A 25,749-nucleotide genomic window follows, 5' to 3' on the forward strand; every position below is an offset into this window, starting at 1 on the left:
GTCGAGCTTAGCGGCTTCGGAATTGTCCGCCATCGCCCCCTTTCGCAGTGCTCGCGCGTGACGATGCCGCAGCTTTTCCTTTAGGCAGCACCATGCCAAATATTCGGTCATGATAGAGCGGAGGGGCACTGCGCATGAAGATTCTGGTCCTGCAGCATCTCGAAGTCGAACATCCCGGCGTGTTCCGGGATTTTCTGCGTGAGGATGGTTTCGAGTGGCGCACGGTCGAGCTGGACCAGGGGGAGCCGATTCCGGATCTCGATCCGTTCGATGGCATGATGGTCATGGGCGGTCCGCAGGACACATGGCAGGAGGATCAGTTCCCGTGGCTCAAGGCCGAAAAGGCCGCGATCCGGCGTTTTGTTGCCGATATGGGACGCCCCTACTTCGGTCTCTGCCTTGGGCATCAGCTTCTTGCGGATGCGCTGGGCGGGAAGGTCGGACCCGGCGCGAAGCCTGAGGTCGGCGCTCTGACGATTTCGCAGACGGATGAGGGCAAGCGGGATCCGCTCTTCGTGGGCGTGCCCGATCCGATCCAGGTGCTGCAATGGCATGGCGCCGAAGTGAAGGAGCTGCCAGAGGGTGGTGTTACCCTGGCGCGCTCCGATGTGTGTGCCATCCAGGCCTTCCGCTATGGAACGCGCGCTTATGGCCTGCAATGCCATGTGGAAGCGACCGGCACGACAGTGGCGGACTGGGCTGCGATCCCCGAGTATGCGCGTGCGCTGGAAGCGACGCTTGGCCCGGGCAGTGTCGAGCGGCTAGATGGAGAAGTCGCGAAGCTGCTTCCGACCTATACCGCCGTGGCGCGCACGCTGTACAAGAACTTCAAGACGCTCTTCTGACGGAGAGACACTCGTCCAGATGGACAAACTCGATGCCATGAATGTGCTCGTCAAGGTGGTGGCGAGCGGCAGCTTTGCGGAGGCCGCTCGTCGCTTGGGCGTGACACGTTCGGCGATCAGCAAGGCGATCACTCAGCTCGAACAGGAGTTGGGTGTGCGTCTTCTCGATCGCACGACGCGGCGTGTGGTGCCGACCGAGGCCGGGCTGGCCTACTACGAACGGTGCCTCGCGATCCTGGCGCAAATCTCCGAGACCGAAGCCCAGATCTCTCGGCTGCATGACGAGCCCAAGGGTGTGCTCAAGGTGAATGCGCCGATGTCGTTCGGCACCCTCTATCTGGGTACGGCAATTGCCGAATTCATGGAGCGGTACGAGGATCTCAAGATCGAGCTGACACTCACGGACCGCATGATCGATCCGCTTGAAGAGGGTGTGGACGTTACGGTGCGGATCGGTGCAATGGTCGATTCAAGCCTGATCGCGCGGCGCATCTCGACCGTACGGGTGGTCCTCGTCGCGAGCCCGGCCTATCTCGCGCGCAACGGTTCACCTGAGACGCCGTCGGATCTCGTCAGTCACAAGTGCCTGCACTACGGACATTCGACGACAGTGCCGCGTTGGCAGTTGACAGCGAACGGTCAACCGATCTCGGTGCCCGTTGCCGCGTGCCTCAGCTCCAACAACGGCGATACACTGCGCGATGCGGCCGTGAAGGGGATCGGCATTGCACGGCTGCCTGCTTTCCTCGTCGGATCGGAAATTGCGAGCGGGAAGCTCGCCGTCGTGCTTCCCGATTATCCGCCGCAGGAGGGCACCATCCACGCGCTCTATGCGCCGAACCGTTTTCTTGCAGCCAAGACGCGCGTCTTCATCGACTTCCTGGTCGAGCGTTTCAGAAAGCCCGTGTGGGAGACGTGCGAGATCGTGACAGCGGTAGCAAAGCCCTGAGGATCAGGACGCTGCGTCCTCCAGCAGGTCGGCCTGCTTCTTCAGCATGGTGTCGGCCTTCGAGGGCATGATCTCGAACTCCCAGCCCTTTGCGCGGGCGCTGATGTCTTCAGCCGTCTTCTTCGCGTTGCCTTCGCCCGTGGCGTCGATCGTGGCCCAGGTGCCGTCCTTTTCGCGGCGAACCTTCAGTGTGATCGTCAGGCCGTCATCCGTTTTGAAGGTTACAGAGCCGGCCTTTCCTTCTTCGCTGGCGGTCTGTTTGCGAACGCCGTCGAAGTCGAGAAACGATGCGGCCTCGATGATGTTGTCGACCATGTTCACGTATTTGACTTTCTTGCCCGCCGGGATCGGGTCCAACTGATGTGTACCGTCGGCACCGCGCTTGAGTGCGTATGGCGGCTCGCCCTGCACCTCGACGGTAACCTCGCCGATTTTCTCGGTCTGTGTTTCGAAAACGCGAGGATTGACCCAGTCCTTCAGTGCCGCGCCTCCCGAAATCGTGGTGCTTGCGAGCCAGCTCTGCTCCTCACCCGGCATGCGGACGTATGTCCCCGCCGCTCCCGCTCCCGCCGTCCCGCCGTGCAGACGGGGTTTGCCTGCAATGACTGCTGCGACGGTGGCACCATCTGCGTCTTCGAGCTTGATGAGACGGGCATTGGAGTTCTTGCCTGACGGGTCATCGACTTCCAGCGTCGCGTAGCGCTCGGTCATGCGAGTCTTGGGCTCGAGAAGTTTCGCATCGGCAAGGGCGGTCAGGAGGGTACGAACTTTGTCGGCGCTGGCCGGATAGCCATCCTGGTTCCTGACCTGCCACTGGTCGCTGGATTTTTCGATGGTGGTGGTTTTGCCACCTTGTGTCACGACAACGCGCACAACCTTTCCGGCATCGGTTTGCAGACCTGGCATCAGCTTTTCGGTGCCGGTCGTGGACACGGTCCACGGTGCGCGCGCCGAATAGACGGCGACGGCTGCGATCAGAGAGAGGCCGGCTGCGGTGGCGAGGGCTGCGAAGTTCTTGGATTTCATCGCTGTGCGCTCCGTCACGATTTCGGGGTGCGGCGCGAACGCCAGACTGTCCAACCCACGCCACCCACTGCAATCAAGAGCGGGATCAACGCGATGTTGGCGAACTGGAGCCAGCCGTCGAGGCTATCGATGCTCTGGCGTAATGCGAGCTTAACCTGCCGCAGCTCGCGGCGTGTTTCGAGCATCTCGTTGGTGAAGCCCTCAATCGCCTCTCGCTCTTTGTCGGAGGTGACGACGTTGCCGTTGGCGCCTGCGGTCTGCAGCTTCTCCAGCTCCTGTTCCACGCTTTTGAGCTTTGCCGTGAGCGCCTCCTCCTTTTCGCGGAACTTACGCTCGGCATCGCGGCGCAAATCCTCGACCAGGGTGAAGGTGCGCTCCTTGATACCGCGGCCGCGGAGCGCGATGAGCGCGTCGCTGCCGGTCAGGTTCTCAAGCGCGCCGACGATGAAGGCGGCGTTGCTCGCTGACGGGACGGCGAATTCCTGGCCGAGCATCTCGCGGCTTTCGACCCAGAAGCGGTCGGCCATGAGATCGGTGTCGGCGACGACGATGGCGTTGACGCGGCCGGAGGCGATGTGCCCCGGTCCGGGTTTGGTGTCCGCGGGCTTGGACGGCTCCTTCGCAACATCCGTTGCCGGGGCGGCGCCGTTTTCAGTCTTTTTGTCCTTTTTCGCCTCCGGTTTCGGCGCTCCGTTCGGGAAGGTGGTCTTGGTATCCCCTGAGATCCGAACCGCGAGCGTGAGGGGGTGCCCGCCGGGCTTGTAGGCGCGAAGTAGCCCAATCGGGTCTGCGGACATGCCTACCTTTTGGGTCGAAATCTCCATCGCCTCAGACGACGTTTTGAGGATCGGCGTTACGGTCGTCGTTGCGCCGTCTACGTTGGTCAGGATCCCGGCGGACGCGAGGTTGAGATTTGTGATGCCGCTCGACAAAACATCGCGCTGGTCGATGTTGCTCTGGTCGAGGCCGAGCCAGGCGACGTATTCCGTGACCATGCCTTGCTCGCGACCGAACTGAACGCGGCGGGCGTGGCGAATGTCGGCTGCGGTTTTCGAGGGATCGAAGCCGACGCCCCAGGTCTTGAGCAGCTTGGCGAGTTCTGCGCGTCCTTCGCCCTGCTTCTGCAACAGTTCGAGTTGCGCGGCTTCCGCCATGGGATCGATCAGGACGAGAAGCTTGCCGCCCTTGAGCGCGTACTGGTCGATGGCATAGGCGGTTTGCGGCGTTAGCGTGGTCGGCTGGGCGACGAGCAGCACGTCGATTTTGGAGGGAATTTCCGTGATGGCTTGATCGACGGTTTGTACGTCGAAGAACTCGCGGATCTGGCTCATGATCAGCCAGGGCTGGCTCTGCTGCTGCGTCATAGGGTTCTGGCCGCCGTCGAGCGGTAGCGACGTCATCAGGCCAACGGTGCGCTTCTTCGGGTTCGCGAGCGCGTGGATCAGCTTGGTGACGTCGTATTCGACGAAGTTCTCGCGGTCAGGCGAGAAGAAGCCGATGACCTCCTGATTGTCTGTGGAGTTCGATGCGGCGAGGCCGAAGTAACCCATCTCGCCTTCAGCGTTGAGCTGGCGGCCGCGGAGGCCGGCGGCGACGGCCTGGTCTTCGGCATCTGAGAAGGGCTCGGGGTCGAGGATTTCAAGCTGCAGCTTGCCGCCTGAGATGCGCTGGTATTCTTCCAGCATGCTGCGGATGCGATCGAAGTAGCGCGCGTAGGACGGCGCGATTTCGCCGAGTTTCTTCGTGAAGTAGAGGCGTGCCTTGATCGGCTCGTCGATCGAGGTCAGCACTGTCACCGAGCCGGGCGAGATGGAATAGAGCTTGTCCTCGGTGAGGTCGGCTTTCCAGCCGCCAAGCGTCTGCGAGGCGATCAGGTTGACGGAGAGCAGTGTGACGGCGGCCAGTGCAAGTCCGCCCCAGGCGAGGCGCGCCGGCGTGAGGCGCGACGCGTAGTCGACGAGGCCGGAGAAAGCTGTGGCGATACGGGCGCGCACGGAGGCGAGGAAGTCATTCATGGGCGGCCGGTCCTTAAGCGGATTTCTTCTGGCTGACGGCGATGGCGTTCGCGAACAAGGCGAATGCGATGAGGGAGACGAAGAAGATCAGTGATCCGAGTCCGATGACGCCGCGCGTGATCTGCTCGTAGTGCGTCAGGAAGCTCATGCTCGCGACGGCATCGGCGACGATGCGTGGCGCCCAGGTGCGGAGCGTGTTCTGCACCAGCTCCATCCCGCTCGTGAGTAGCAGGAAACACACGGTTGCCGAGAGGATGAAGGCGATCACCTGGTTCTTCGTCAGCGCGGAGATGAAGGCACCGATGGCCAGGAAGGCGCCGGCAACGAGGAAGCTGCCGATGTAGCTCGTGAGGATGATGCCGTTGTCGGGATTGCCCAGCACATTGACGGTGATCCACATGGGGAAAGTGAGGACCAGTGCGAGTGCGATGAAGGCCCAGGCAGCGAAGAACTTGCCGAGGATGGTCTCGGCCGGCGTCACGGGCAGCGTCATCAGAAGCTCGATGGTTCCGCTCTTGCGCTCCTCGGCCCAGAGGCGCATCGCGACTGCGGGGACCAGCAGCAAGTAGAGCCACGGATGGTAGGCGAAGAACGAGTCGAGGTTTGCCTGTCCGCGCTGGAAGAAGCCGCCGATGTAGAAGGCGAAAGCGCCGGTGGCCGCGACGAAGATGGTGAGGAAGACCGCGGCGAGCGGGGTCGCGAAGTAGGCGGCGAACTCCCGCTTGGCGATGATGAAGGCGGTTCTGAATGTTTCGCGCATGGGCATCAGGCCTGGTTTGTCGTGGTGATGTCGCGGAATACGTCGTCGAGCTTTCCGCGCTCGACGTAGATCTCTTCGAACGAGAGCTGCTGGCCGCGCAGCAGATCGCCGACCGACTGGGCGGAGAGGGCTCCGTTCTTGGGGAGTGCGCGTAACTTGACGCCGGAGGCCGTCTGGCCGTTCGTCTCGACGCTGGCGACTTCTGCAAGGGCGCCGATTGCCTTGGCGACCTTAGCGGCGTCCATTGCCGAGACGTGGATCGCGACGGCGCCGTGGCCCGGCGCACGCCGGAGCAGATCTTCAGCGGTGCCGTCGGCCACGATGCGACCTTTGGCGATCACCACCGCGCGTGTGCAGACGGCTTCGACCTCTTCCAGGATGTGCGTCGAGACGATGATGGCTTTGTACGGCGCCATCTCGCGGATGAGCTCGCGAACGTGATGCTTCTGGTTAGGATCGAGACCATCCGTTGGCTCGTCCATAATCAGGACGGGTGGATCGTGAAGGATAGCTTGCGCGATGCCGACGCGGCGCTTGTAGCCTTTCGAAAGTGTCTCGATGCGCTGATCGACGACGGATTGAAGTCCTGCGCGCGCAATCGCCGCTTCGACGCGGGCGCGTGTGTCGTTTCCTCGATAACCACGGATCTCCGCGATAAAGGCGAGGAACGTGTGCGGGGTCATGTCGCCATAGGCGGGCGCGCCTTCCGGAAGATAGCCGAGCTTGGACTTTGCCTCTTTGGGGGCGTCCTGGACGTCGATCCCGCAAATGGAGGACGATCCGGCGTCGGGCTCGAGGAAGCCCGTGATCATTTTCATCGTCGTGGATTTGCCGGCGCCGTTTGGGCCTAGGAAACCCAGGACTTCGCCCTTCTTTACACTCAGCGTTATGCCATCGACGGCCCTGATCGCGCCGAACGTCTTGCGCAATCCTCTTGTCTCCACGAGAGCCGCCATCTCAAGTCTCCTTTGCGCCACCTATTCGAGACGGCGATGTTTGTTGGCGCCGTTCTTGTTTTTTCGCACCGTTCAGCGCCAGTGCCCGCTGGCGTGCGCGAAAATAATTCGATGACCGTTCGATTCAAGAGGGGAAGCCACCGATAACGCTCACCTTAAGAAAAGTTCATGTTTGTGAATTTGCCTGCAGACGTGCCTATTACATCGCCAGCAGAAGCGGCCTGTGACCCTTACGCGCCAATCCTGAGGGCAACTTGGACGTAAGTCCGATTGGATGCTTGTGACGGCGTCGCAAATTTGTCATGTGTCACGCCTGCTTCACTGCGCTGCATGCGCTTCTCTTAGGGTCTGCACATGGCCATTTCCTCGCAATTGGGGCCGTTGGAGCCTCCGTTGGATGCCATTCCTGCTAGCGCCTGGTCGCCCCGCCGGTCGGATGCCTGGTGGACGACTTACCTTCCGCTGGGCATCGTTGCGGCGGTTGTCGCAATTCATTTTGTGGCCCTGGACTTTTATCGCGCGCATGTGCTGCCGGAAGGCTACGGCTTTCTCGAGCTGACCCAGTTCTTTCTCGCTTTGGCCGCCTCCATTTTGTGCTTCAAGGCGCTGGGGCTGCAGGTCGTCAAGAACAGCAGACTTTTGTGGTTCGCGATTCTGTTTTTTGCTCTGGCCGCATTTTACATCGCAGGCGAGGAGCACAGCTGGGGCCAGCATTTCTTCAATTGGAACACGCCGTCCTATTGGTCGGAGATCAACCGCCAGCAGGAAACCAATCTGCACAATACGTCTGCATGGTTCAATCAGCGCCCGAAGCTGCTGTTCGACACCGCGATGTTCATCGGCGGCCTGGTGATCCCCTTCATTCAGCTTCGGACGGGACCTTTCCGCCAGCCATTGCTCGCGCTTCTCACGCCGACGCTCGCGATCGCGCCTGCGGCTCTGATCGCGCTGACTTTCAAGGGGATCGATGGACTTGGAAAGGTCATTCTGGGCTCGTCGGTCTTCACGCGTCCCAGCGAAGTGATGGAGACCTTCCAGTATCTCTACATGCTCTACTACGTGATCGTACTTCGGCGCAGGCTTGCTGCGCTCGAAACGGCGGGCGTGAAAGAGGTGCCGTTGTAGGCCGGCGGGCAGGCAGCAGTAGCTTCAACCTGCTGCGCGGGCCAACGCAACGGACTGATTGATGGCAATCGCTACCGGACCCGCTGCCTCCACAGCAAGTCCCGTGGCGGATAGCTTGGCGGCGGTCTTCAGTCGAGCCAGCTCCTGCGAAATTTCCGATGTCGTTTTGTCGTGTGTGCCAGCCGCCAGGTGAAGCAGCGCAACTGAGCAAGACAGCAGCGGGAAGCGCGCCAGCGTGCCATCACGCCTTTTCGATTCAATGTATCCCCTAGCCCGGTGTTCGGGCGCATAGAGGCTCTCTGCCGCAAACGCAAAGCGCTTGCGCACCGCAATCAGCCTCGCTTCGAAATCTTCCGCTGGGCCGGATATACCAGCGAAGAAATCGTCGCCACCAATGTGGCCCAGAAAAGCGTTGTCGCTGCCAAACTCGGAGCGTAGGAGCTCAGCGAACATGATGATCGCCCGGTCTCCGATGTGGAAGCCGTAGGCGTCGTTGAACGGTTTGAAGTCGTTGAAATCGAGATGGCAGAACGCATGCTCCTGGCTGTTGTCGGCGCAGGCACGTCCAATGAAGTCCAGGATGGCGTCGTTGGCAGGCAGATGTGTCAGCGGGTTCTGGCTTTGCGCTTGACGCAGGCGGATCGTGCCAGCCAAGCGCAGGAGTGCATTTGAGGTCACGAAACCCGAATAGTGCATGTCGGTGGTGACGATGATGCCTTCCTCTATTGATTGCGCGCACTGTTCAATCAGCTGGGTCGGACAAATCTTGGCATCGACGACGGGCAAACGCGCGACATAATCGCGAACGGTGAGTGGAAACGATCCATTCTTCAGAAGATCGCGTCCGAATGGAGACTGCATGAGAGAGCGCAGGTCGCGCTCGCGAATGATGCCAACGGGCATGGATCTGCCGTCGACGACAGGAAGGAAGCTGCATTCCGGGTGAGTTAGGAAGTATTCCACGACGGATGAGAGACGCGTGGAATCGGCGATGGATCCGAGCGGGGTGATTACGCCTTCGTTGTCGAGGCTGGACGCCGACTGAAGTGCGCTTTTGCTGCTGAGTGATGCGACAATGGAATAGACGTTGCGCAATTCCGATCCATCGCAGGTCGGTTTGGAGACGAGGAAGCCTTGTACGAGGTCGCAGCCTGCTTCCCGGCAGGCCTGAAGCTCTTCCGCGCGCTCCACGCCTTCGGCGACGACCTTCGTCCCGAGTGTGTGGGCCAGGTCGACGACGCGGGAGACGAAGAGACGCTTGCGGCCATCGCGCTCGAGACCGCTGATGAAGAAGCGGTCGATCTTCACATAGTCCGGTTGCCATTCGTAGAGCGCCTGAAGACCGGAAAGGCCAGTGCCGAAATCATCGATGGCCAGACGGAAGCCGAGGCGCCGCAAACGCTCCACGGTCGGGAGCGGCTCTTCGATCGAGGAAGCTTCGCCTCCTTCGGTGATCTCGATGCAGATATCGGACGGGGCAAGCCCCGCGGTTCTGATGCTCGACAAGAGTGCCGGCAGTGTTTCGTCGAGGGCCGCGGCGCGGCGGCGGTCGAGGTTGAAGAAAAGTAGCGCATCCGACGGCTTTTGGGCGGCGACGAGTTTCTCGGCCGCCTTGCTGTAGAGCACGTGGTCCACTTCGGTCCGAGCCCCGATGCGCTCTGCAAACGCGAAGAACTCGGCTATGCTCGGAAAACCGAGTGCCGGGGTATTTCTTGCAAGAGCTTCGAAGCCGTGGACCGTGCCGTTCCGGATGTCGGTGATTGGCTGAAGCGCCGCGTCGATCGTCGACCTGACCCGATCGAGAAAAACTTCCTGTCCATCGCTCTCGAGAAGCAATGGAGCCGACGCACAAAACATTGATATCTCCGCCGTTCCCCTAAAGGAGGCTATTACCAACGGCAGGTGAAGCTCATCTTAAACAGTCCGTCATCCAACTGTCATATTTGATCTTTTCCCACTACGGTGAGGTGGCTCGCAGGACAAGGCTTTAGACTTTTCCGGACCCGCAGCCAGGGAGATGAGCGGTGACCTTCGATTTTTCAACGCTGTTCTGGATCGCGATTGTCGTCATTGCGCTTCAGCCGCTGCTCATGGGTCGATGGTTCACGGTGCGCCGCGCGCAGGCGATCAGAGCCATCGAGAAGAAGCACGGCACGCGCGTCATCACGATGATCCATCGGCAGGAGCAGCGGCGCCTGTTCGGGTTCTCGGTTGCGCGGCACATCGATCTCGAGGATGCGCAGACGATCATCGCGGCGATCAAGGAGACGCCTGATACGGTTCCGATCGATCTCATCCTTCATACGCCCGGCGGGCTCGTTCTTGCCGCGATGCAAATTGCGCGCGCAGTGGAGGCGCACCCCGCCAAGGTCACGGTGTACGTGCCCGTGTATGCGATGTCCGGCGGCACATTGATTGCGCTTGCTGCCGACGAGATCGTGCTGGGTGAATTCTCGGTGCTGGGGCCGATCGATCCGCAGATCCTCGGCTTTCCGGCGGCAAGCATCGTGAAGGCGCGCGATTCAAAGCCCGTTGCAGACGTGATGGACCTCACGCTTGTTCTGGCGGATGTCAGCGAAAAAGCGCTGGCCCAAGTCAAGCGCGGTGCGGTCGAGCTTCTTACGCCGCGGCTCGATCAAGGAGCAGCCGAGGCCATTGCTAACAAGCTTGCCGGTGGGCATTGGACGCATGACTATGCGCTTACAGCCGCGGAGGCAAAGGGGCTCGGTTTACCGGTCCGGGTCGGTATGCCGATCGAAGTTATGGGGCTGATGAAGCTCTATCCGCAGCCTATCCAGCAATCGGGCGTGGAGTTTCTTCCGATTGATCTTCCGCGTCGCCCGCGGGGTTGAGGGAGACGGCTTCCGCCGACAACGCGGCGCTGGCGATCGGCGCAACAAGGGCGACACCCGATCCGGGCGCTGGGCCGCGGACAGGCGCCCTGCCCACCAGCTAAAGGGGATGCTCGGTTTTCTGTGGTAATGATGGTAGCGGGAGGCGGACTTGAACCGCCGACCTACGGATTATGAGACCGTCGCTCTAACCACCTGAGCTATCCCGCCGTATTTCCGGGCCACTTGTGCGAGGCCGAAAATTCAAGCGCCGAACTGGCTAAGTTCGACGCCGCATTTCGTACCTGGACCGATCCGGTCGAGGTAGACCCTGGTCTATAGGAATCGGCGAGCCCGCCGTCAAGCGCCGCGCGCGGGATTGGGCATATTTGCTGAACGGTGGGGCGCGCCCTATTCGGCAGCCACGGGTTGATGGCTCTGCTCGGCCTGCTTTTTGAAGCGCATCATCGTAAAGATGCCCCAAGGACGCAGCGCCTTGCGCTCGGTCAGGCTCAGGTCGTCGCAGACCATGACGCGCGACTGATCGAACACAGAGCGCCAGCCGATGATTTCGGCGAAGGGGGCCATGCGGCGCTCGACCCAGCCACGGACGCCTTCGGTCTGGCTGAAATGATTGACGAGCAGCACTTCGCCGCCAGGTTTCGTCACGCGTGCGAGCTCACGCATGACGCGCTCCGGCTCCGGTACGACCGTCATGACGAACATCGCCGTGACGATATCGAACGAATTGTCCGGGAACGTCAGGTCGCCGGCATCCATTTCATGAAGTCCGGTGACATGGTGCAGGCCCTCGGTTGCGACGCGTTCGCGCGCTTTGTCGAGCATGTCGGGTGAGAGGTCGATGCCAATGACTTCGAGGTGCCGGTCGTAATCGCCGAGGGCGAGGCCGGTGCCTACGCCAACTTCGAGAACGCGTCCGCTTTCGAGGCTGGAGTTGATCACCTGTGCGACGTGTTTACGTCCTTCGGTCGAAACCCGGCCGAAGGTGTGATCGTAGATCGGTGCCCACCGTCGGTAAGCGGTCTTGACGACGTCCTCCTCGATGCGTCCGATGCCGACGATGCGGCCATTGTCACGCTCGAGGTCGTCCACCCGCAAGCGGGGCTTCATCGAGGGGTTCGTCTTCTGCACGCGCTTCTCTCCCACCGAAGTCTCATTATCCGGAAACACAGCACTTCGCGCCTTTGGCTTCGGAGTTCTGCTTCGGCCGCCATCAGGCGGGCGATTCCAACCAGTCCATTTTATCGGCCTTCACGGCCTCCGCAATCCAGCCGCCGCCCAGGACGCGCGCTTCGGTCGAGCCGTCGGCATAGAGAACACAGGCTTGCCCGGCCGCCGCGCCGTTCTCTCCGTCGCGGAGCGTCACGATCACAGCGCCGTCGGCGCCTACGGAAACCGTGGCCGGCTGCGGAGCCTGAGATGAGCGGATGCGTGCGTAGACCTCTATGCCTGCCCCGGAAACCGCCTCCTCCAGAGTGCCGTCACCGAGCCAGTTGACGTTTCTAAGAATGAGGGTGCGCGTATGCAGGAACGAACGCGGCCCGACGACAACCTCGTTCCGCTTGGCATTGAGCGAAAGGACGTAGAGCGGTTCGGGCGAGGGGATCTTCAAACCACGGCGCTGGCCGATCGTGTAATTGATGATGCCCTCGTGCCGGCCGAGGTGGCGCCCATCGATGTGGACGATGTCGCCTGCCTGGAGCGCGCCCGGCTTCAGGCGCTCGATGACGTCGCTGTAGCGACCCTTCTGGACAAAGCAAATGTCCTGGCTGTCGGACTTGTCGGCGACAAGCAGGCCGAAGTCGTGCGCGAGGGCCCGCACGTCCGGCTTCTGCATTCCTCCGAGCGGGAACCAAAGGTGGGAGAGCTGTTCCCGCGTGGTGGCAAATAGGAAGTAGCTCTGATCGCGGTCGCTATCGGCGGCGCGAAGGAGGGCGGGGACGTCGCGTCCCTCGGCGCGCTGAACGTAATGTCCAGTTGCCAGCAAATCGGCTCCAAGCTCGCGAGCGGTGCCGAGCAGGTCACGGAACTTTACGGTCTGATTGCAGGTGACGCATGGGATCGGTGTCTCGCCGGCGACGTAGCTCTCAGCGAACGATTTCATCACCGCATCAGAAAAGCGCTTCTCGTAGTCCAGGACGTAGTGCGGAATATTGAGCTTCTGGGCGACGCGGCGTGCGTCCTCGACGTCCTGGCCCGCGCAGCATGAACCTTTCCGGCCCACGGCCTCGCCGTGATCGTACAATTGGAGCGTGATGCCGATGACCTCGTGGCCCGACTGCGCGAGCAGGCCGGCAACGACGGACGAGTCGACGCCGCCAGACATGGCGACAACGACGCGCTTCCGCTGGCCGTCTCCGATCGGGGTCTCAAGGGATGGCGCTGCCACTGACGGTTTTCTCTTACCTCTGGCTCCGTGCCGTGCATTGTGCAACGCGGTAGCGGCGCCTAACTTATTCGGGTGCGCATGATAAGGGCCAGTCCGTGCCCTGTGCAAGCTGACACGGCGCAGCAGGCCGCAAATGCGGTCTTTTCAAGCGCGATTCCGTCAACCATATCGATGGGTGTTGCGTGATTTCGTGCTTGGTTTAGAGTATGTTTACTCAATGGCTTAGCCCACTTTTAACACACGTGGGGTAAGTTCAGGGCTGGTCAGTAGCAGTATTGAGTATCATGACCGAACATCAGATGAGAGCGCGCGTGCGCTACGTTATCGGCCCCGATGGGAGTCCGTTGACTGTTGCCGATCTCCCGCCACGGGACACGAAACGCTGGGTCATCCGCCGTAAGGCGGAGGTCGTGGCGGCTGTGCGTGGGGGTCTTCTCAGCATCGAGGAAGCCTGCGAGCGATACAAGCTGACCGTGGACGAGTTCCTGTCCTGGCAGCGTTCGATCGACAAGCACGGTCTTCCTGGTTTGCGGGCAACGCGAATCCAGGACTATCGGAGCTGATCGTTAGATCAGGTTCGAGGCTCAGCTAGCCGGCGCCCCCTCTGGCGCAGGCGGCAGAGCCGTGCGGAAAGCCGTGGGAGGTGGCCCAGTCCAGGCCATTTCTACGGCTTTTGGCTTTTGGCCTTCTTGTTCTTCTGGGCTTTTGGAGCCTCGACGGCCTGCTCGGCGCCCCAGCCCGCAGTGACCGGCCCTTCTCCGCACCCCTCTTCGTCCGAGGCCCACCGCTCGACATCGTTCTTGAGCCGCTCGGCGAGCGGTTCGGGGAGACGCACGTTTTCGACCTCGATCTTGGTCTTGTCCTGCGACGGTGCGATCACGACCCGGTAGGCGCGCAGTGCGCGAGGATCGTCGGCTTCGGTGTCGCGCGTGAGGATCTTGATCTCCGATCCGCCGCCTTTGGACGCCGGCTCGGCGTCCGCATGGTAGATGTAGCTCGCCTTGAGGGGGCCGGTGGATCCAAACCAGCAGGTGAGCACGCCTCTCGCGATCCGCGTGTAAACTTCGGTGGGGGTGCCTACAACCAAGTCCTTTGGTGTGAGCAAGGCCTGCAGCGCCGACGGCGCTCCCGTATTGCCGGCTTCATGGGGAGGTGGGGGGAGCCCCAAGACCGGAGGGGCGCTGTCGCCTGAGCATCCCGCCGCTGCGCAGGCAGCAGCGAGAGCGGTGACCGCGAAGATACGTTCCTTCCGGGGCATCGTTCTGTCCGGCGCATGCTGGGCCATACAACGGCGCAGTCGTGCAGCGGCTCCCTGGCATCTGCGACAGGGCCGAGTCTATCGCCCTTCGATGGAGCGATTGGCATGGGAAACAGGCAAACGCAAGTCGGCGCCCGCCGTTGGTTGTGAACGGCGAGCGGGGGCTAATGTGCAGGTTCGCGGCTCAGCGGAGCGCCAAGCCGGCGGTCCGCTCGTGGCGGCGGCGGCTGCGGGTGACTTCCCGTGGCTGATCCGTCGTTACGCGCGCCAGTTGCTGCTTGGCGTCGTCGAAATCTCGCTGGGCAGTCTCAAGCTTTTGACGAAGCTCGGCAATCGACGCGCGAAGGTTGTCCCGCCGCTGGCTCGCCGACTTGGCAAAGGTCGAGTAGGCGAAATGCCTTGGGTCTTTGACACCCGTGCGATCTTCCTCGGCGTGGATTTGGCGGTCGAGATCGCTGGCGATGTTCTCAAATTCACGGATCATCTGCTCGAGATCTGCGACTTTGCGGGCTTTTTCATCCATCTCGAAGCGCTTGAGCCTCAGCGCTGTCTCACGTGCCTTCATCGTCCGTTACCCCTACACAAGAACACATTAATCCTACGCTCAATCAAGATCCGTGCCATTTGATCGCCATCAAAACGCGACGTTCCAGGGATCCTGCAAAATCAGCCGTTGTGCTCCCTAAAAGCTACCCGAACCGGCCATCGGCCCGGGTGAAAACCGAAGGCCCGCAACCCTCGGGAGAGCAGTCTTACATAACCGCATTAAGTTGCGGTAAAGCAACGCTCTACCGTCGTTTGTTAATTATTTACGTTCTGACACTGTTGTAGTTGTTTTCGGGCCCTAGGGCTAGCGGGCGAATTCTGTTACCTCTTGATTCGTGTCGTTCGGAGCGTCCCACGGTGCTTGTTCGTCCCCGGGCGGGGAAGGGGTCAGGCGCGACTTGGATCTGGGCGGCCTTGGCGGGGAAGGCTTGTTCTGCAATTTCGGGTTTTGTGACGTTCCGACTTGGTGCGGGCGAGCGAGCTTTTGTGTCTCGCGCAGGTTAAAATGAACCATTCGTTCGTTGGCGTGTTTCGAAACGAAAATTAGGATTTGTTAACCTGTGATTGTTACTTTTGTAATGACAGTTCGGGCTAGGTTGTCTGGAGCCTGGTAGGGTTTTTTTAAGACTTGGGCGGCGCGCCTTGTGATGGGGCAAGGAAGAGGAAATTAGCATGCGGGTCCTTCTCATTGAGGACGATAGCGCAACTGCGCAAAGCATCGAGCTGATGCTTCAGTCCGAGGGTTTTAATTGTTACACGACCGACCTCGGCGAGGAGGGCGTGGACCTCGGCAAGCTCTATGACTACGACATTATTCTTTTGGATCTCAATTTGCCGGATATGAGCGGCTACGAGGTTCTGAAGATGCTTCGCGTGGCGAAGGTGCAGACGCCGATCCTCATCCTTTCCGGGCTTGCCCAGATCGAGGATAAGGTTCGCGGGCTCGGCTTCGGCGCTGACGACTACATGACGAAGCCGTTCCACAAGGACGAGCTCGTCGCACGAATTCACGCCATCGTGCGTCGTTCGAAAGGACATGCACAGTCGGTTATCGAGACCGGTGACCTCCGGGTGAACCTCGATACGAAGACGGTCGAGGTCAACGGGCAGCGCGTCCACCTCACCGGCAAAGAGTACCAGATGCTCGAGCTGCTTTCGCTTCGCAAGGGCACGACGCTCACCAAGGAGATGTTCCTCAATCATCTCTACGGCGGTATGGACGAACCCGAGCTCAAGATTATCGACGTGTTTATCTGCAAGCTTCGCAAAAAGCTTCAGGTCGCGACCGGCGGTCAGCACTACATCGAAACAGTTTGGGGGCGCGGCTACGTGCTTCGTAATCCCGGCGACGAGAATATTGCTGCCGCTTAAGTGGCGGCGCTTTTACTGTTTCGCTCGAGAGAATAGGTTGAATTTCGGCGGGGGCTTCATAGAGCTCCCGCCATTTTTTTGTTTTCAACCTCCCGGGCTCGATCCTCTAGAGTTCTGTTTTGGCGCGAGCGGGTATAAGTGCTGTAGTCCTTGCTCGAATGTGTCTGAAAATTTCTGCTTTGCCTCAATTCCGACTCCGGTATGGCTTCTCATCCATGCAATCCATTCTGCTTCGCGGGTTGGTCGCAGAACGTCAGTGTGCTTGAGCGACCTCGCTGTCTTCAGTGAGATGTGGACAACACATGACGACCTTCTTCCCTTCGTTATCGCATTTGGTCACAATCCTACGCGGGGGCGTGTGCGTCGGGATTTCTTCAAGATGCGTATTGCTACAGTCGTTGGGCGGGCATCCATGATGTCTGTCCGGGGGGAGCACCTCACGTTGGCGCATCTGGGCAGGGCTCTGCAGCTCGTGCTCGTGGCGCTTCTGGTGGTATCGCTCGGCGCATCCGATGTTCTTGCGAAAAAGAATCGCAAGAACCGCAACCCCTATTTTCAAAACTTCGAACGGGAGATGGCGCGGCAACGCGAAGAGCAGCAGCGCGAGTTGCAGAAGGCGCAGCGCGCCGCTGAGCAGGCCCAAAGAGAGGCCGAGCGGATGGCGCGGCAGCAGCCGGATCGCTCTATGCGCGACTCTCAGCGCGACAGGGACGACAATCCTTGGGGTCAAAATAGGGACTCAACTAAGCGAGCGAACCTGCAAGACCGCGACGACGACAAGGATCGGGGCGATACGCCAGGCCGGCGTCGCGATGCAGATCAGAACGGAAATGAAGATGTCGCGGACCTTGATGAAGGTGATTTCGACCCGGGAGTAAGCGGCGATGTTCAGCGGCGCGTGCGCGCGATTGAACGGATGCGCCTCCGCCTTCAACGCGATCAGGACACGCTGCGGCAGAAGGAACAAGCTCGCGAGGAGCGCCTCCGTAAGTGGGCTGAGCAGGACAAAGATCGACCAGGGCCGGATCGCAACCCAGATGGCCCGCGCAACGGACAGGCCGCGGGAGAAGGCAAGGATAAGCCCGCAGTCGTTCCCGTCTCTGTCAGCCGGGACGAAGGTGCCGAGGACGATGGGAAGTCTCGCCGCGTGAAGTGGCTCGACGGCCTCCAAAATCAGGCGTCGCACCTCGGGATGGGGCGGAACGCGCTCAAGGGCATTTCCGAGCAGGCGCGCGGCGACGATGCGACCGAAGGCGCGGAAGCTCCTGCACCTCAGGGCGGAGCGGCGATCGAGCCGGGTAAGGCTGCGAAGGACGACGCGCGGCGGAATAGGGTCGAGCGCGAGGCCGCCGTGGAGGCGCGGAGAACCCGATCGTTTCCGGGGGCCGACAAAGGGGCAGAGCTTCCCGCGAAGCAGTTCAACGAGGAGCGTGAAGAAGAGCTCATCGTCAATGAGCTTTCGCCGGTCGATATCGAAACGGCCAAATCGCACGGCTTCGCCGTCGGGCCTACAACCGTTCTGCCGGGATCCGGAAAAAAGGTGCAGCGTCTGAGTGCGCCGGGGGTTGGACGCGACGAAGCCGAGCGCGAATTGCACAAGGTGATGCCGTTCCTCTCCGTCACGCCCAACTACGCCTACAACATCTTCATCGGCTCTCTCGGAGAAACGGAGGGTGCAGCCGCGCTGCCAGGTCTAGACCGGCGCAAGGTGGCTCCCGCTTCATCGCAGCCGTGTTCTGACAACAATTGTTTTGGTAGCCATCTAATCAAGTGGAAAGAAGCGCTGAGCCCGTGCACGAAAGATGTCCGGATCGGAGTGATTGATACGTCGTTCGATATCGGCCACCCAGCGTTCAAGAGCGTCAACGCCATTCAGGGTGAGTTCCTGGATGGTGAGAGGCCTTCGCCCTACGATTGGCATGGAACGGCTGTTCTGTCGGTGCTTGCCGGCAATCCGCACAGTGGCACGCCGGGACTGATCCCGGACGCGACGTTTCTGCTCGCTACCGCGTTCAGAAGCGATGCCGCAGGCAATGCCTCGACAGATACGGTTCGCCTGCTCGCGGCGCTCGACTGGCTCGAGCAGATGGACGTCGATATCGTCAACATGAGCTTCTCTGGGCCACAAGATCCCGCGTTTGCTCGCGCTATCGAGCGCATGAGCAAGAAGGGCATCATCTTCACGGCGGCGGCGGGCAACATGGGACCGACCGCGTCGCCGAGCTATCCCGCAGCCTATCCGAGCGTGATCGCTGTTACGGCTGTCAACCGGAACGGGGAGAACTATCGCAGCGCGAACCGCGGAACATACATCGACGTGTCCGCGCCGGGCGTAGACATCCTCACGGCGCTGCCAGATGCGAAGCAGGGTTACCGTACCGGGACGTCCTTCGCGGCGCCGTTCGTGACAGCGATCCTTGCGACCCGCATTGGGGAGGACATGCCTGCGGGCGGCAGCAAGTCCAGCGTCTTGAAAAAACTGCCGACGTACGATCTCGGCCCGCCGGGGCAGGATCCCATCTATGGCGCGGGATTGGCGCAGGCGCCGCAGCAATGCACTGGGCGTGGGAACGCGGTCGCGAGCGGATCAGGCGATCATGGAGCGTGGTCCACGACCTTCATCAAAGCTGGTGCTGGTTTCGCGCCCTAGTGCGCCCAATTAGGGCTTTGCTGCATCTGACGGCGCGGGCCAGCCTTCTTTCAGAAACTTCAGTTCGTCTTCCTTGCCGAAGGCGTCGCCGGTAATCAGTGAGTCAACTGCGGCTTCGACTGCCGGCACGCTGGCACCGGAGGCCGTCTGATAGGACGGGCTGCCGGCAGCAGGCTTCGGCGTTTCCACGTGGAGAGCGACACGCCAGGTTCCTTCCGCCGTGCGACACGCGACGCCGGCAAAGTCCGATTGGGAAGACAAGCCGGCGACGCGATACTCGCGGCACACGCCCTTGTCCTTGTTCTGGAAGGACAGGACAGGGACGATCGTTTCGCCGTTGGTGCCGGTATCGGTCGCACCGCTCGGCTTGCGCTCAAGGACCTGGGCCAGTGCGCCGGATGCGATGAGCCGGCCGTCGTCGAAGCGAGCGACGTCGATCAATCCGGCCTGCTGTGCAGGGGCTTGATGGCCAGCCAGCCACCCAGCTCCGGCGCCTACTGCAACGAGGGCTACGGCGCTTGCAGCCAACGCCGGATTGAAGCCATTTGGAAACAGGGCGGCTTCCACCGCATCCAATGCTGCGCGGAAACGCTCAGCCCAAGAAGGCGCAGCCGCTGGCGCGCTCTGGGTCTGAACGGGCGCGCGGGCGATCGCTGCGATCAGGCGATCGGGGATCGGTTCATGCAGCGCGTGTTCGAAGGCGGCCGCGAGGCGCGTACGGGTCTCGACGAAAGGTCCGAGGCGTGCGCGTAGCTGCGCATCATGGTTCAACATCGCCTCAAGGGCCTGCGACTCGTCCGGCGAGAGTTCGCCGTCAACATACGCCATCAACATTTCATCGGGGACGGCAATCATTCTAACGCTCCCGGCTCGTTGCGCGAAGAGGGACAGGGTCCGCCATGGGGGTCTCGATCAGCGCTGCGTAAAGGGCCTGACGCGCGCGAGAGAGCCTACTCATAACGGTGCCAATTGGGATGCCGAGGATACCGGCTGCTTCTTTGTATGAAATGCCTTCGACGCAGACCATGGCCACAAGCACCTGCTGGTCCGCTGGCAGACGAGAAATGCCTTCCGTGACCGCCGCCAGCGTCAGGCGGCTTTCGGTGACGTTGCGGCCGTCGATACCGACAACGTCCTCGATCTCATCCAGATGCCGCTGGTCACCACCCTGCGCTCTGCGGCCCCGATGGTGATCGACCCAAATGTTTTGCGCAATACGATACATCCAACTATCGAGACTCGTTCCGGGTTTCCATTGGTCCAGGTGCGCGAGGGCACGCTCGCACGTGTCCTGTACGAGGTCATCTGCCTTGTCTTTGTCGCCTGTCAGTGCAAGTGCAAACCTGCGCAGGCGCGGTAGAAGCTGAATCATCCGCGATTGGATTTCATCCATCACGGCCCCCCTTCCGCGACTATGGGATACAACGCAACCTCCGCTAGCTTATTCCTGAGAGCGGTCTTTTTGGGGCGAGTGTGGCTTTGCGGGCGCTGGGCGTGACCGTTAACCCAGCAGGCGGCCTTCGAGCTGAATAATGCAGCTATCGATATTGTGAATGATCTCGTCGGTATTCTCGAGATTTCGTTCGATTTCATTGACATCCGGTAGGGCCTCTCGCTTGCCGAAGGATCGGGAGATCCGTCGCAGGGTTGCAAAAAGGCCGCGGCGGCGCGCTTCGCGTTCGGCCGCTTCTTCGGCCCGCTCGATGGTGCGGCGCGCACGAGCCTCCTGCTTTGCGATTCGTTTCTTCAGCAGCGCCAGCTCTTTCTTTTTATGCTTCAGCTCTTTGATAGCGGCTCTGGCTTCCTTTTCGGTTTTGACCTCGACCTGCACTTCGGTGCCGTCGATTTTGGCAAACCGCATTTCTCTCAGTTGCATGCTTTTAGGCTCTTTCCCCAACGCCCGTGCGCGGACCCTACACGTTGACGATTGTTCCGTCAGCAGGGTCGGGGAGGCTCGCGTGCGGTTTCAACGGCGCGTTGCAGCGCGCATTAGTGGTTCCCACTTTTCCGGAAGCGCATTATGGAGGTCGGGTGCAAAAATAATCAGGTGGTGCCCTCGTACATGACGAAATCTGCGGAAGAACCCAAGGGGCTGCGGGCAGCAATCGTGCCCGTTACACCATTTCAGCAGAACTGCACCCTCCTGTGGGACGCGGAAAGCATGGTGGGGGCCGTGGTCGATCCCGGCGGAGATCTCGACGAGATCCAGAAAGCCATCGAGGAGCTCGGCATTAAGGTCGAGAAAATCGTGATTACGCATGGCCATATCGACCACGCCGGCGGCGCAGCGGAATTGAAGGAGAAGCTTGGCGTCGAGATCGAGGGGCCGCATCCTGCCGATAAGTTTCTGCTCGACAACCTCGAAAAGCAAGGCGTTGCCTATGGCATACCCGCACGTCCCGTTACGCCGGGCCGCTGGCTGGAAGAGGGTGACACGGTCACTATCGCCGGACACACATTCGATGTGCTGCACTGTCCGGGGCATTCGCCGGGATCAGTGGTGCTGGTCAATCATGCGCACAAGCTGATTTTGATGGGCGACGTGTTGTTCCGTGGCTCGATTGGGCGGACCGATTTCCCCTACGGCAATCACGAGTCGCTGATCAACGCGATCACGACCAAGTTGCTTCCCATCGGCGACGACTATGCCTTCATCTGCGGGCACGGACCGACGAGCACGATCGGCGCCGAGCGTCAGAGCAATCCGTTCCTGACGTAATGCGTGCAAGCGCTTTGGATCAACGCGGGTAGCGCAGCTCCAGGCATCCGAAGATGCCGCATTCGTTCAGAGCGGTGCCGTACCCTGTGGGGCTGCCGTCGTTGTTCTCGAAGATATCGACGGTCTCGACGCGCAGCGTTTCGCTGCAGCTGCGACGGCAGGGCACCCAGGTGCCGCGGGGAAGACGGACTTCGTAACCGGTGCTCGTGGTACGCACGGGCCCCGATACTGTCCCGTTTCCAAAGCGGCTGACGGCCACGGCAACATCGCGCTCGGGCGCCCGTCTCCAACCGGCTTCAGCCTCGAAGCTCGTCAATACCGAAGCTGACGCAGCCACGAGAGCCAATGCCAGGAAAGCGGTCGTCTTGCGCAGTGTCATCGCGTGTGTCTCCTTGCCTGTCAGCTGCTCTTCGCGAACTGCAGGTTCACGCCCGTGAAGCCCGGGCCGCCAGTGGAAATGGAAACGGTCTGCTTGGCGCCGGTCATCGACACGTTCATGGACCCCGAGAGCGCGCCGGTGAACTTCAGCTGGAAGCCGTTCTCGGTCTGTTTGCCGGTGACGTTACCCGTCTGGTTGAACTCACGCTCTTCCCAGGTTCCGGAAATGCTGCCGCCCGCGTTCTTGAGGTTGGCGCGCATGTTGATCTTGAATGAGGCGTTGCCGCAATTGATGGCCATGCCGAGTGTCGACCCAGCTTTGGCGTTGTAATAGCCCTTGCACTTGAGACGTTCGCTCTTGCCGTTCTCGAGGCGTACGCTGCCCGATCCCGACCAGGCACCCTCGAGTGCCGCAAAGGTTGCGTCCGCCGCACGAACTGGACTGGTGGCTGCCGCGACAGTCAAAATGGCAGCTGAAACGAGGGCACTACGTGTACGTATCACTTGAAGCCTCCCCAAAGGCGCATCTCCGGCACAAAAACGGCGCCAGTATCAGTCAGCCCTCTCAAAACACTCTTAGCATCGCCGATAAACTTTACGGTGGTTCCGGCGCAACACAGGGTCTGTCTCCCTGGAAGCCCGAGCCCAGCCCTATTTATGGGTCGTGCAAGGGTTTTAAAAGGCATCTGCAACCTAATTGTTTGATAGATTTTGACTTTTTCAATGATGAGCCGCCTGGTAGCGGCGCCCCTGGGGCTCACAACATGGCTGGCAGCAAAACGCAGTCGCGACGAAGGTGTCGCGACTGCGCATGGTCCGGAAAGATTTGCCGGCTAGCAGCCGTGGTTGCGCAGGCAGCGTTGCTGTTTCCAGGTGCCCCAACCCCAACGGTCCGCGCAGATGTTGCGCCATTTCCAGCACCTGCCGACGAAGGGGCGGTTCCAGTGGCGATGACGGTGCCAGTGACGGTGGCCGACCTCCTGGAGCATGCCGGCATTTGCGCTGGTCGACTGGTGCGTTGCGTTGACCGGTAGCGCCGTCGCGGCCGATGCCATCTTCGGCGCGAGCGATGCGCCGGCAGCGATCAACGCCGCAATGGCGAGAGGTTTCAGTCTCATCGATTTCTCTCCTTCACATGCGATTTGAGCCCTCGGCATGTGGGAGTTTTTTACGTCGCAAGGCGTGGCGGAAGAACGGCGCGTTGCTGTCAACTTGTTCAGGAAAACCCGGGCTATTCAATTTATTGGTGTGATTACGGACGAAGGCGCCGGACGGAGGTCTTATAGCGCGGCTGTCCAATTCTCGGCTGCCTGGAGCGGACAAAGTGCGCGCCACTCGCGAGACGCTCAAGCAAGCTTACAGGGACTTATTGCTCAAACGCGCGCTCCTCGCGACAGGCTTTCATCGATCCGGTCGACAGTGTCTTTCGCTTCCTTCAGCTCCAGATCGAGAGCCATCCGACAAACGCGGATGGCCTCAATCTTTTGACCGCTGGTGAGAAGTTGCTCGATCTCGGCGTGCACTTCCGGTGCGAGGCGGAGCACGTTGTCCTCGGCGTTCACGGTAGAGGCCATACGGCGCTCCCGTGCTGTTTCCCTTCGACGGGGGTCTGAGACAGCGGCGGTGACGCGGCCCAGGGCAAAACCGATCAAGAAGGTGAGAAGCAGTGTGACGAGCGAATACGATGTCTCGATCATTTGGCATCCGGATTGATTGGGCCTGCGTGCTGATGCGTCGCCCGGTCCCGAGCTTAGTGCACCATCAATGCGTATTCGTTCTTCACGCGTGAGACCTTCCCGGACGGACCACGCGGGATGTCCGGAACGATTTCAATCGAGATGTCGATTGTGTTTTCCAGTCCCTCCGACCGCACGTGCTCCATCACCAAACGCCGAATGTGGTCCGTGGAAAGGTGTTTGCCGGCCAGTGGTACGGCGCGAATGACGAAACTTCGGGGCCCGGTCTGCACGATCTGATGCTCGGCGAGATCGAGTACGTGATGAAGCGGCGCGAGGAAAACGTAGTAAGGGACCTCGCGGCGTATGCCGCTCTCTTCGATCCAGAGCAGATCCTTGCTGCGCCCGCTGATCTTCGCGATGCGAGGAAACGGGCTGCCGCACGCGCATGGCACATCGCTCATCGTGATGCGGTCGTCCACCTCGTAGCGAATGATGGGTTGCACGTGATTGTAGAGGTTCGTGAGCAGAACCTTGCGACCCTCAATGCCTGGCGGTACGGGGCGGTTTTGCTCGTCCACCACCTCAAGGATGGCAAGGTCCGCGTTGACGTGTGCGCCGCGCCCCGTGAAGCAGCCGGAGGAGAGGACCAAGCATTCACCCATGGCATATTCATCGGTGACGTGCACGCCGAACACGTCCTCCAAGCGCTCCGCCGCTTCGTCGGGCATGGGCTCTGCGACGTTGGTGATCTGCTTCAGACATCCCAACTTGCGAAGCCGCATCCGACCTTCTGCCTCCTCGCGTCCGAAGGCTTCAAGGGCACTGGCATAGCCGGTGATGTAATCGGGACGGAAGTCCTCGAGCTTGCGAATGTTCTTTGCCATCGGTTCCGAGACCGTGAGGTGTAGAACCTTGAAGCCCGGAGAGATGAATTTCGGCATGTACGCAAAGGCGGCGGCGCTCGGATAAAAGCCGGGGGCAATCGTGAGCACTGCCATGCGAGCCGGTTTGATCAGGCGTCCCAAGTGCGGGAGAAAGCGGCGCTTGAGTTTAGCTCCGCGTGCAAATTGAACCGCGAATACGAGGTTCAGGGCCTCGCGATCCTGAACGATGAGTGCGGGCTGGCCCTGACTTCCCGACGTATGGCTCACGCCGTACGTGTTGATGTAGAGCTTGCCGAGGTTCCGCTTGTCATCGACGAAGGCAGACAGATCAGCTTTCTTGAGACGGCGGTCGGTGACCAAGTCGTCGTAGTTCGCCATCATGTCCGACTTCGTGAGGATGGGGAGCTCGGAAAGCGAGCAGGTCTTGAGATCCAATCCGGCGAGACGGCGGCGGTAGAATGGGGAGTGCTGCGCTGCATGTGCCAGCAAAGCGCGGAAGCTCTGTTCTTGCTTCTCCCGGATCCTCGGTCCGTCGTACCAGAACGGATAGAGCTTCTGCAGCATTACGGCGAAGCGGATGAGGCTCAACATCAGCGATCTCCCGGTGGGCGCCCGCTCGACTATAAAGCCCAAAGGCCGCTCCTGGTTGCAATTCGCGAGCGATTTGGCGCATGCGGGGTATTTTTCTGCCGATATTCTGTTGGCGCTCACACGCCCGGTGAAACTTCATGTGAACCCGTCCGTATGCATGGCAACCGTGTCCTGAGGATGCGGCGAGACTGCGATCCTTCACAGTGAGGCATCCCGTGCGAGCAATGGTAAATTGGCTGATCGATATTCCGGAACGGCTCTCTGCCGTATTCGGCTGGTTGCCACCCCTGTTTGCCAGGGTGGTTGTCGGGTGGGTTTTCATGTGGTCGGGCTGGGCGAAGCTCAACAACCTCCCGCAGATGATCCAGAACTTCACGGAATGGGGAATTCCGTACCCCGAGCTCATGACGCCTTTCGTTTCCGGCGTCGAGTTCGTCGGCGGCTTGCTGCTGCTGCTGGGTCTCTTCACGCGCTTGGCAGCAACGCCGCTCGTGATTGTGATGATCGTCGCAATCCTGGCCGCGAAATTGAACCAGATAGATTCTCTCGAAACTTTGCTCGGTTTCGAAGAGGTTGCCTACATGGCGCTCTTCGGATGGCTTGCCGTGGCGGGGCCTGGTCCGGTGTCGCTGGATTGGCTTTTGAAATGGATGGTCTCTAGACCCACACGTGCGTCGCCGGTTCGCAGTTAAGTTCCCCTAGACGCAGGTGTGCCTGCAATCTTCTGCATCTCGGTTGCACGAAGGCCTCGGAGAT

At 60.7% G+C, this 25,749-nt stretch carries 26 protein-coding genes and 1 tRNA gene; 9 read left to right on the forward strand and 18 right to left on the reverse strand.

Features of this window, described 5'->3' with window-relative positions; all coding sequences use genetic code 11:
- Nucleotides 1-134 precede the first annotated feature (134 nt).
- Together VHO05_RS15015 and VHO05_RS15020 are read left to right on the forward strand one after the other, a co-directional pair.
- Complete coding sequence (locus VHO05_RS15015; RefSeq protein WP_329647390.1) at nucleotides 135-845, forward strand: type 1 glutamine amidotransferase; 711 nt, start codon at nucleotides 135-137, stop codon at nucleotides 843-845.
- A gap of 19 nt (nucleotides 846-864) precedes the next feature.
- The gene (locus tag VHO05_RS15020) at nucleotides 865-1,794 is read left to right on the forward strand and encodes a LysR family transcriptional regulator (protein WP_329647391.1); all 930 of its coding nucleotides are present in this window, start codon (nucleotides 865-867) and stop codon (nucleotides 1,792-1,794) included.
- A 3-nt stretch (nucleotides 1,795-1,797) separates the two neighbouring features.
- On the opposite strand, the gene VHO05_RS15025 is transcribed toward VHO05_RS15020, so the two are convergent.
- The 4 genes from VHO05_RS15025 to VHO05_RS15040 are packed head-to-tail and all read right to left on the reverse strand — an operon-like array spanning nucleotide 1,798 to nucleotide 6,551.
- On the reverse strand, nucleotides 1,798-2,820 hold the full coding sequence (locus tag VHO05_RS15025; RefSeq protein ID WP_329647392.1) for a DUF4340 domain-containing protein: 1,023 nt from the start codon (nucleotides 2,818-2,820) through the stop codon (nucleotides 1,798-1,800).
- A 14-nt stretch (nucleotides 2,821-2,834) separates the two neighbouring features.
- A complete protein-coding gene (locus VHO05_RS15030) occupies nucleotides 2,835-4,835 on the reverse strand; it encodes a GldG family protein (RefSeq protein WP_329647393.1) in 2,001 nt (666 codons plus the stop codon).
- 13 nt (nucleotides 4,836-4,848) lie between these two features.
- Nucleotides 4,849-5,595 (reverse strand): ABC transporter permease, encoded by a 747-nt coding sequence (locus tag VHO05_RS15035; protein WP_329647394.1) that lies wholly within the window; start codon nucleotides 5,593-5,595, stop codon nucleotides 4,849-4,851.
- Between the two features lie 5 nt (nucleotides 5,596-5,600).
- Nucleotides 5,601-6,551 (reverse strand): ABC transporter ATP-binding protein, encoded by a 951-nt coding sequence (locus tag VHO05_RS15040; RefSeq protein WP_329647395.1) that lies wholly within the window; start codon nucleotides 6,549-6,551, stop codon nucleotides 5,601-5,603.
- Nucleotides 6,552-6,905: 354 nt separating this feature from the next.
- On the opposite strand from VHO05_RS15040, the gene VHO05_RS15045 reads away from it, so the two are divergent.
- The gene (locus tag VHO05_RS15045) at nucleotides 6,906-7,676 is read left to right on the forward strand and encodes a hypothetical protein (protein ID WP_329647396.1); all 771 of its coding nucleotides are present in this window, start codon (nucleotides 6,906-6,908) and stop codon (nucleotides 7,674-7,676) included.
- 24 nt (nucleotides 7,677-7,700) lie between these two features.
- Here the strand turns inward: VHO05_RS15045 and VHO05_RS15050 are convergent, their stop codons facing one another.
- Nucleotides 7,701-9,533: a GGDEF domain-containing protein gene (locus tag VHO05_RS15050; RefSeq protein WP_329647397.1), complete on the reverse strand. Its 1,833-nt coding sequence runs from the start codon at nucleotides 9,531-9,533 to the stop codon at nucleotides 7,701-7,703.
- Nucleotides 9,534-9,700: 167 nt separating this feature from the next.
- Here VHO05_RS15050 and VHO05_RS15055 point away from each other — a divergent pair, with 167 nt between their 5' ends.
- Nucleotides 9,701-10,528, forward strand: coding sequence for an SDH family Clp fold serine proteinase (locus VHO05_RS15055; RefSeq protein WP_329647398.1), 828 nt, complete (start codon nucleotides 9,701-9,703; stop codon nucleotides 10,526-10,528).
- 133 nt (nucleotides 10,529-10,661) lie between these two features.
- On the opposite strand, the gene VHO05_RS15060 is transcribed toward VHO05_RS15055, so the two are convergent.
- The 3 genes from VHO05_RS15060 to mnmA form a co-directional block, all read right to left on the reverse strand.
- A tRNA-Met gene (locus tag VHO05_RS15060) sits at nucleotides 10,662-10,738 on the reverse strand.
- 180 nt (nucleotides 10,739-10,918) lie between these two features.
- Nucleotides 10,919-11,659, reverse strand: a complete 741-nt coding sequence (locus VHO05_RS15065) for a class I SAM-dependent methyltransferase (RefSeq protein ID WP_329647399.1) — start codon at nucleotides 11,657-11,659, stop codon at nucleotides 10,919-10,921.
- An 82-nt stretch (nucleotides 11,660-11,741) separates the two neighbouring features.
- A complete protein-coding gene (gene mnmA, locus VHO05_RS15070) occupies nucleotides 11,742-12,854 on the reverse strand; it encodes a tRNA 2-thiouridine(34) synthase MnmA (protein ID WP_414653785.1) in 1,113 nt (370 codons plus the stop codon).
- 347 nt (nucleotides 12,855-13,201) lie between these two features.
- On the opposite strand from mnmA, the gene VHO05_RS15075 reads away from it, so the two are divergent.
- The gene (locus VHO05_RS15075) at nucleotides 13,202-13,480 is read left to right on the forward strand and encodes a DUF1153 domain-containing protein (protein ID WP_026868147.1); all 279 of its coding nucleotides are present in this window, start codon (nucleotides 13,202-13,204) and stop codon (nucleotides 13,478-13,480) included.
- Between the two features lie 101 nt (nucleotides 13,481-13,581).
- On the opposite strand, the gene VHO05_RS15080 is transcribed toward VHO05_RS15075, so the two are convergent.
- Both VHO05_RS15080 and VHO05_RS15085 read right to left on the reverse strand, forming a co-directional pair.
- The gene (locus VHO05_RS15080; protein ID WP_329647401.1) at nucleotides 13,582-14,175 is read right to left on the reverse strand and encodes a hypothetical protein; all 594 of its coding nucleotides are present in this window, start codon (nucleotides 14,173-14,175) and stop codon (nucleotides 13,582-13,584) included.
- 184 nt (nucleotides 14,176-14,359) lie between these two features.
- Nucleotides 14,360-14,740, reverse strand: coding sequence for a flagellar export protein FliJ (locus VHO05_RS15085; protein ID WP_329647402.1), 381 nt, complete (start codon nucleotides 14,738-14,740; stop codon nucleotides 14,360-14,362).
- 653 nt (nucleotides 14,741-15,393) lie between these two features.
- Between VHO05_RS15085 and ctrA the strand changes: the two genes are divergently transcribed.
- Both ctrA and VHO05_RS15095 read left to right on the forward strand, forming a co-directional pair.
- Nucleotides 15,394-16,092: a response regulator transcription factor CtrA gene (gene ctrA / locus VHO05_RS15090; RefSeq protein WP_295558623.1), complete on the forward strand. Its 699-nt coding sequence runs from the start codon at nucleotides 15,394-15,396 to the stop codon at nucleotides 16,090-16,092.
- A 412-nt stretch (nucleotides 16,093-16,504) separates the two neighbouring features.
- On the forward strand, nucleotides 16,505-18,742 hold the full coding sequence (locus VHO05_RS15095; RefSeq protein WP_329647403.1) for a S8 family serine peptidase: 2,238 nt from the start codon (nucleotides 16,505-16,507) through the stop codon (nucleotides 18,740-18,742).
- Nucleotides 18,743-18,751: 9 nt separating this feature from the next.
- Here the strand turns inward: VHO05_RS15095 and VHO05_RS15100 are convergent, their stop codons facing one another.
- The 3 genes from VHO05_RS15100 to VHO05_RS15110 all read right to left on the reverse strand — a co-directional run bounded on the left by VHO05_RS15100 (nucleotide 18,752) and on the right by VHO05_RS15110 (nucleotide 20,573).
- Nucleotides 18,752-19,597 (reverse strand): hypothetical protein, encoded by an 846-nt coding sequence (locus tag VHO05_RS15100; protein WP_329647404.1) that lies wholly within the window; start codon nucleotides 19,595-19,597, stop codon nucleotides 18,752-18,754.
- Between the two features lies 1 nt (nucleotide 19,598).
- Nucleotides 19,599-20,135 carry an RNA polymerase sigma factor gene (locus VHO05_RS15105; protein ID WP_329647405.1) on the reverse strand — a complete coding sequence of 179 codons (537 nt, stop codon included), beginning with the start codon at nucleotides 20,133-20,135 and terminating at the stop codon, nucleotides 19,599-19,601.
- A gap of 108 nt (nucleotides 20,136-20,243) precedes the next feature.
- Nucleotides 20,244-20,573, reverse strand: coding sequence for a hypothetical protein (locus tag VHO05_RS15110; protein WP_329647406.1), 330 nt, complete (start codon nucleotides 20,571-20,573; stop codon nucleotides 20,244-20,246).
- Between the two features lie 231 nt (nucleotides 20,574-20,804).
- Here VHO05_RS15110 and VHO05_RS15115 point away from each other — a divergent pair, with 231 nt between their 5' ends.
- Nucleotides 20,805-21,461, forward strand: coding sequence for an MBL fold metallo-hydrolase (locus VHO05_RS15115; RefSeq protein ID WP_329647407.1), 657 nt, complete (start codon nucleotides 20,805-20,807; stop codon nucleotides 21,459-21,461).
- Between the two features lie 19 nt (nucleotides 21,462-21,480).
- Here VHO05_RS15115 and VHO05_RS15120 read toward each other — a convergent pair whose 3' ends face one another.
- From VHO05_RS15120 to VHO05_RS15140, 5 genes are all read right to left on the reverse strand, one after another.
- Nucleotides 21,481-21,840, reverse strand: a complete 360-nt coding sequence (locus VHO05_RS15120) for a hypothetical protein (protein ID WP_329647408.1) — start codon at nucleotides 21,838-21,840, stop codon at nucleotides 21,481-21,483.
- A 20-nt stretch (nucleotides 21,841-21,860) separates the two neighbouring features.
- Complete coding sequence (locus VHO05_RS15125) at nucleotides 21,861-22,343, reverse strand: hypothetical protein (protein WP_329647409.1); 483 nt, start codon at nucleotides 22,341-22,343, stop codon at nucleotides 21,861-21,863.
- Between the two features lie 329 nt (nucleotides 22,344-22,672).
- Nucleotides 22,673-22,957 carry a glycosyl hydrolase family 5 gene (locus tag VHO05_RS15130; RefSeq protein WP_329647410.1) on the reverse strand — a complete coding sequence of 95 codons (285 nt, stop codon included), beginning with the start codon at nucleotides 22,955-22,957 and terminating at the stop codon, nucleotides 22,673-22,675.
- Nucleotides 22,958-23,212: 255 nt separating this feature from the next.
- Entirely contained in the window at nucleotides 23,213-23,536 is a 324-nt protein-coding gene (locus VHO05_RS15135; protein ID WP_329647411.1) for a ribosomal protein L7/L12, read from the reverse strand.
- A gap of 53 nt (nucleotides 23,537-23,589) precedes the next feature.
- Nucleotides 23,590-24,993 (reverse strand): phenylacetate--CoA ligase family protein, encoded by a 1,404-nt coding sequence (locus tag VHO05_RS15140; protein ID WP_329647412.1) that lies wholly within the window; start codon nucleotides 24,991-24,993, stop codon nucleotides 23,590-23,592.
- 224 nt (nucleotides 24,994-25,217) lie between these two features.
- Between VHO05_RS15140 and VHO05_RS15145 the strand changes: the two genes are divergently transcribed.
- Nucleotides 25,218-25,685, forward strand: coding sequence for a DoxX family protein (locus tag VHO05_RS15145; protein ID WP_329647532.1), 468 nt, complete (start codon nucleotides 25,218-25,220; stop codon nucleotides 25,683-25,685).
- The last annotated feature ends 64 nt before the right edge of the window (nucleotides 25,686-25,749 follow it).

Source organism: Hyphomicrobium sp. (assembly GCF_036262015.1).
In the GTDB taxonomy this organism is placed as follows: domain Bacteria; phylum Pseudomonadota; class Alphaproteobacteria; order Rhizobiales; family Hyphomicrobiaceae; genus Hyphomicrobium_C.

Coding starts and splice junctions, on each gene's coding strand:
- VHO05_RS15035 (WP_329647394.1), bottom strand. CDS start 5,595: ATGCGCGAAACATTCAGAACCGCCTTCATCATCGCCAAGCGGGAGTTC.
- VHO05_RS15095 (WP_329647403.1), top strand. CDS start 16,505: ATGATGTCTGTCCGGGGGGAGCACCTCACGTTGGCGCATCTGGGCAGG.
- VHO05_RS15115 (WP_329647407.1), top strand. CDS start 20,805: ATGACGAAATCTGCGGAAGAACCCAAGGGGCTGCGGGCAGCAATCGTG.
- VHO05_RS15040 (WP_329647395.1), bottom strand. CDS start 6,551: ATGGCGGCTCTCGTGGAGACAAGAGGATTGCGCAAGACGTTCGGCGCG.
- VHO05_RS15135 (WP_329647411.1), bottom strand. CDS start 23,536: ATGATCGAGACATCGTATTCGCTCGTCACACTGCTTCTCACCTTCTTG.
- VHO05_RS15045 (WP_329647396.1), top strand. CDS start 6,906: ATGGCCATTTCCTCGCAATTGGGGCCGTTGGAGCCTCCGTTGGATGCC.
- ctrA (WP_295558623.1), top strand. CDS start 15,394: ATGCGGGTCCTTCTCATTGAGGACGATAGCGCAACTGCGCAAAGCATC.
- mnmA (WP_414653785.1), bottom strand. CDS start 12,854: ATGTCTGGCGGCGTCGACTCGTCCGTCGTTGCCGGCCTGCTCGCGCAG.
- VHO05_RS15120 (WP_329647408.1), bottom strand. CDS start 21,840: ATGACACTGCGCAAGACGACCGCTTTCCTGGCATTGGCTCTCGTGGCT.
- VHO05_RS15080 (WP_329647401.1), bottom strand. CDS start 14,175: ATGCCCCGGAAGGAACGTATCTTCGCGGTCACCGCTCTCGCTGCTGCC.
- VHO05_RS15100 (WP_329647404.1), bottom strand. CDS start 19,597: ATGATTGCCGTCCCCGATGAAATGTTGATGGCGTATGTTGACGGCGAA.
- VHO05_RS15020 (WP_329647391.1), top strand. CDS start 865: ATGGACAAACTCGATGCCATGAATGTGCTCGTCAAGGTGGTGGCGAGC.
- VHO05_RS15145 (WP_329647532.1), top strand. CDS start 25,218: ATGGTAAATTGGCTGATCGATATTCCGGAACGGCTCTCTGCCGTATTC.
- VHO05_RS15075 (WP_026868147.1), top strand. CDS start 13,202: ATGACCGAACATCAGATGAGAGCGCGCGTGCGCTACGTTATCGGCCCC.
- VHO05_RS15015 (WP_329647390.1), top strand. CDS start 135: ATGAAGATTCTGGTCCTGCAGCATCTCGAAGTCGAACATCCCGGCGTG.
- VHO05_RS15130 (WP_329647410.1), bottom strand. CDS start 22,957: ATGAGACTGAAACCTCTCGCCATTGCGGCGTTGATCGCTGCCGGCGCA.
- VHO05_RS15105 (WP_329647405.1), bottom strand. CDS start 20,135: ATGGATGAAATCCAATCGCGGATGATTCAGCTTCTACCGCGCCTGCGC.
- VHO05_RS15140 (WP_329647412.1), bottom strand. CDS start 24,993: ATGTTGAGCCTCATCCGCTTCGCCGTAATGCTGCAGAAGCTCTATCCG.
- VHO05_RS15025 (WP_329647392.1), bottom strand. CDS start 2,820: ATGAAATCCAAGAACTTCGCAGCCCTCGCCACCGCAGCCGGCCTCTCT.
- VHO05_RS15030 (WP_329647393.1), bottom strand. CDS start 4,835: ATGAATGACTTCCTCGCCTCCGTGCGCGCCCGTATCGCCACAGCTTTC.
- VHO05_RS15085 (WP_329647402.1), bottom strand. CDS start 14,740: ATGAAGGCACGTGAGACAGCGCTGAGGCTCAAGCGCTTCGAGATGGAT.
- VHO05_RS15050 (WP_329647397.1), bottom strand. CDS start 9,533: ATGTTTTGTGCGTCGGCTCCATTGCTTCTCGAGAGCGATGGACAGGAA.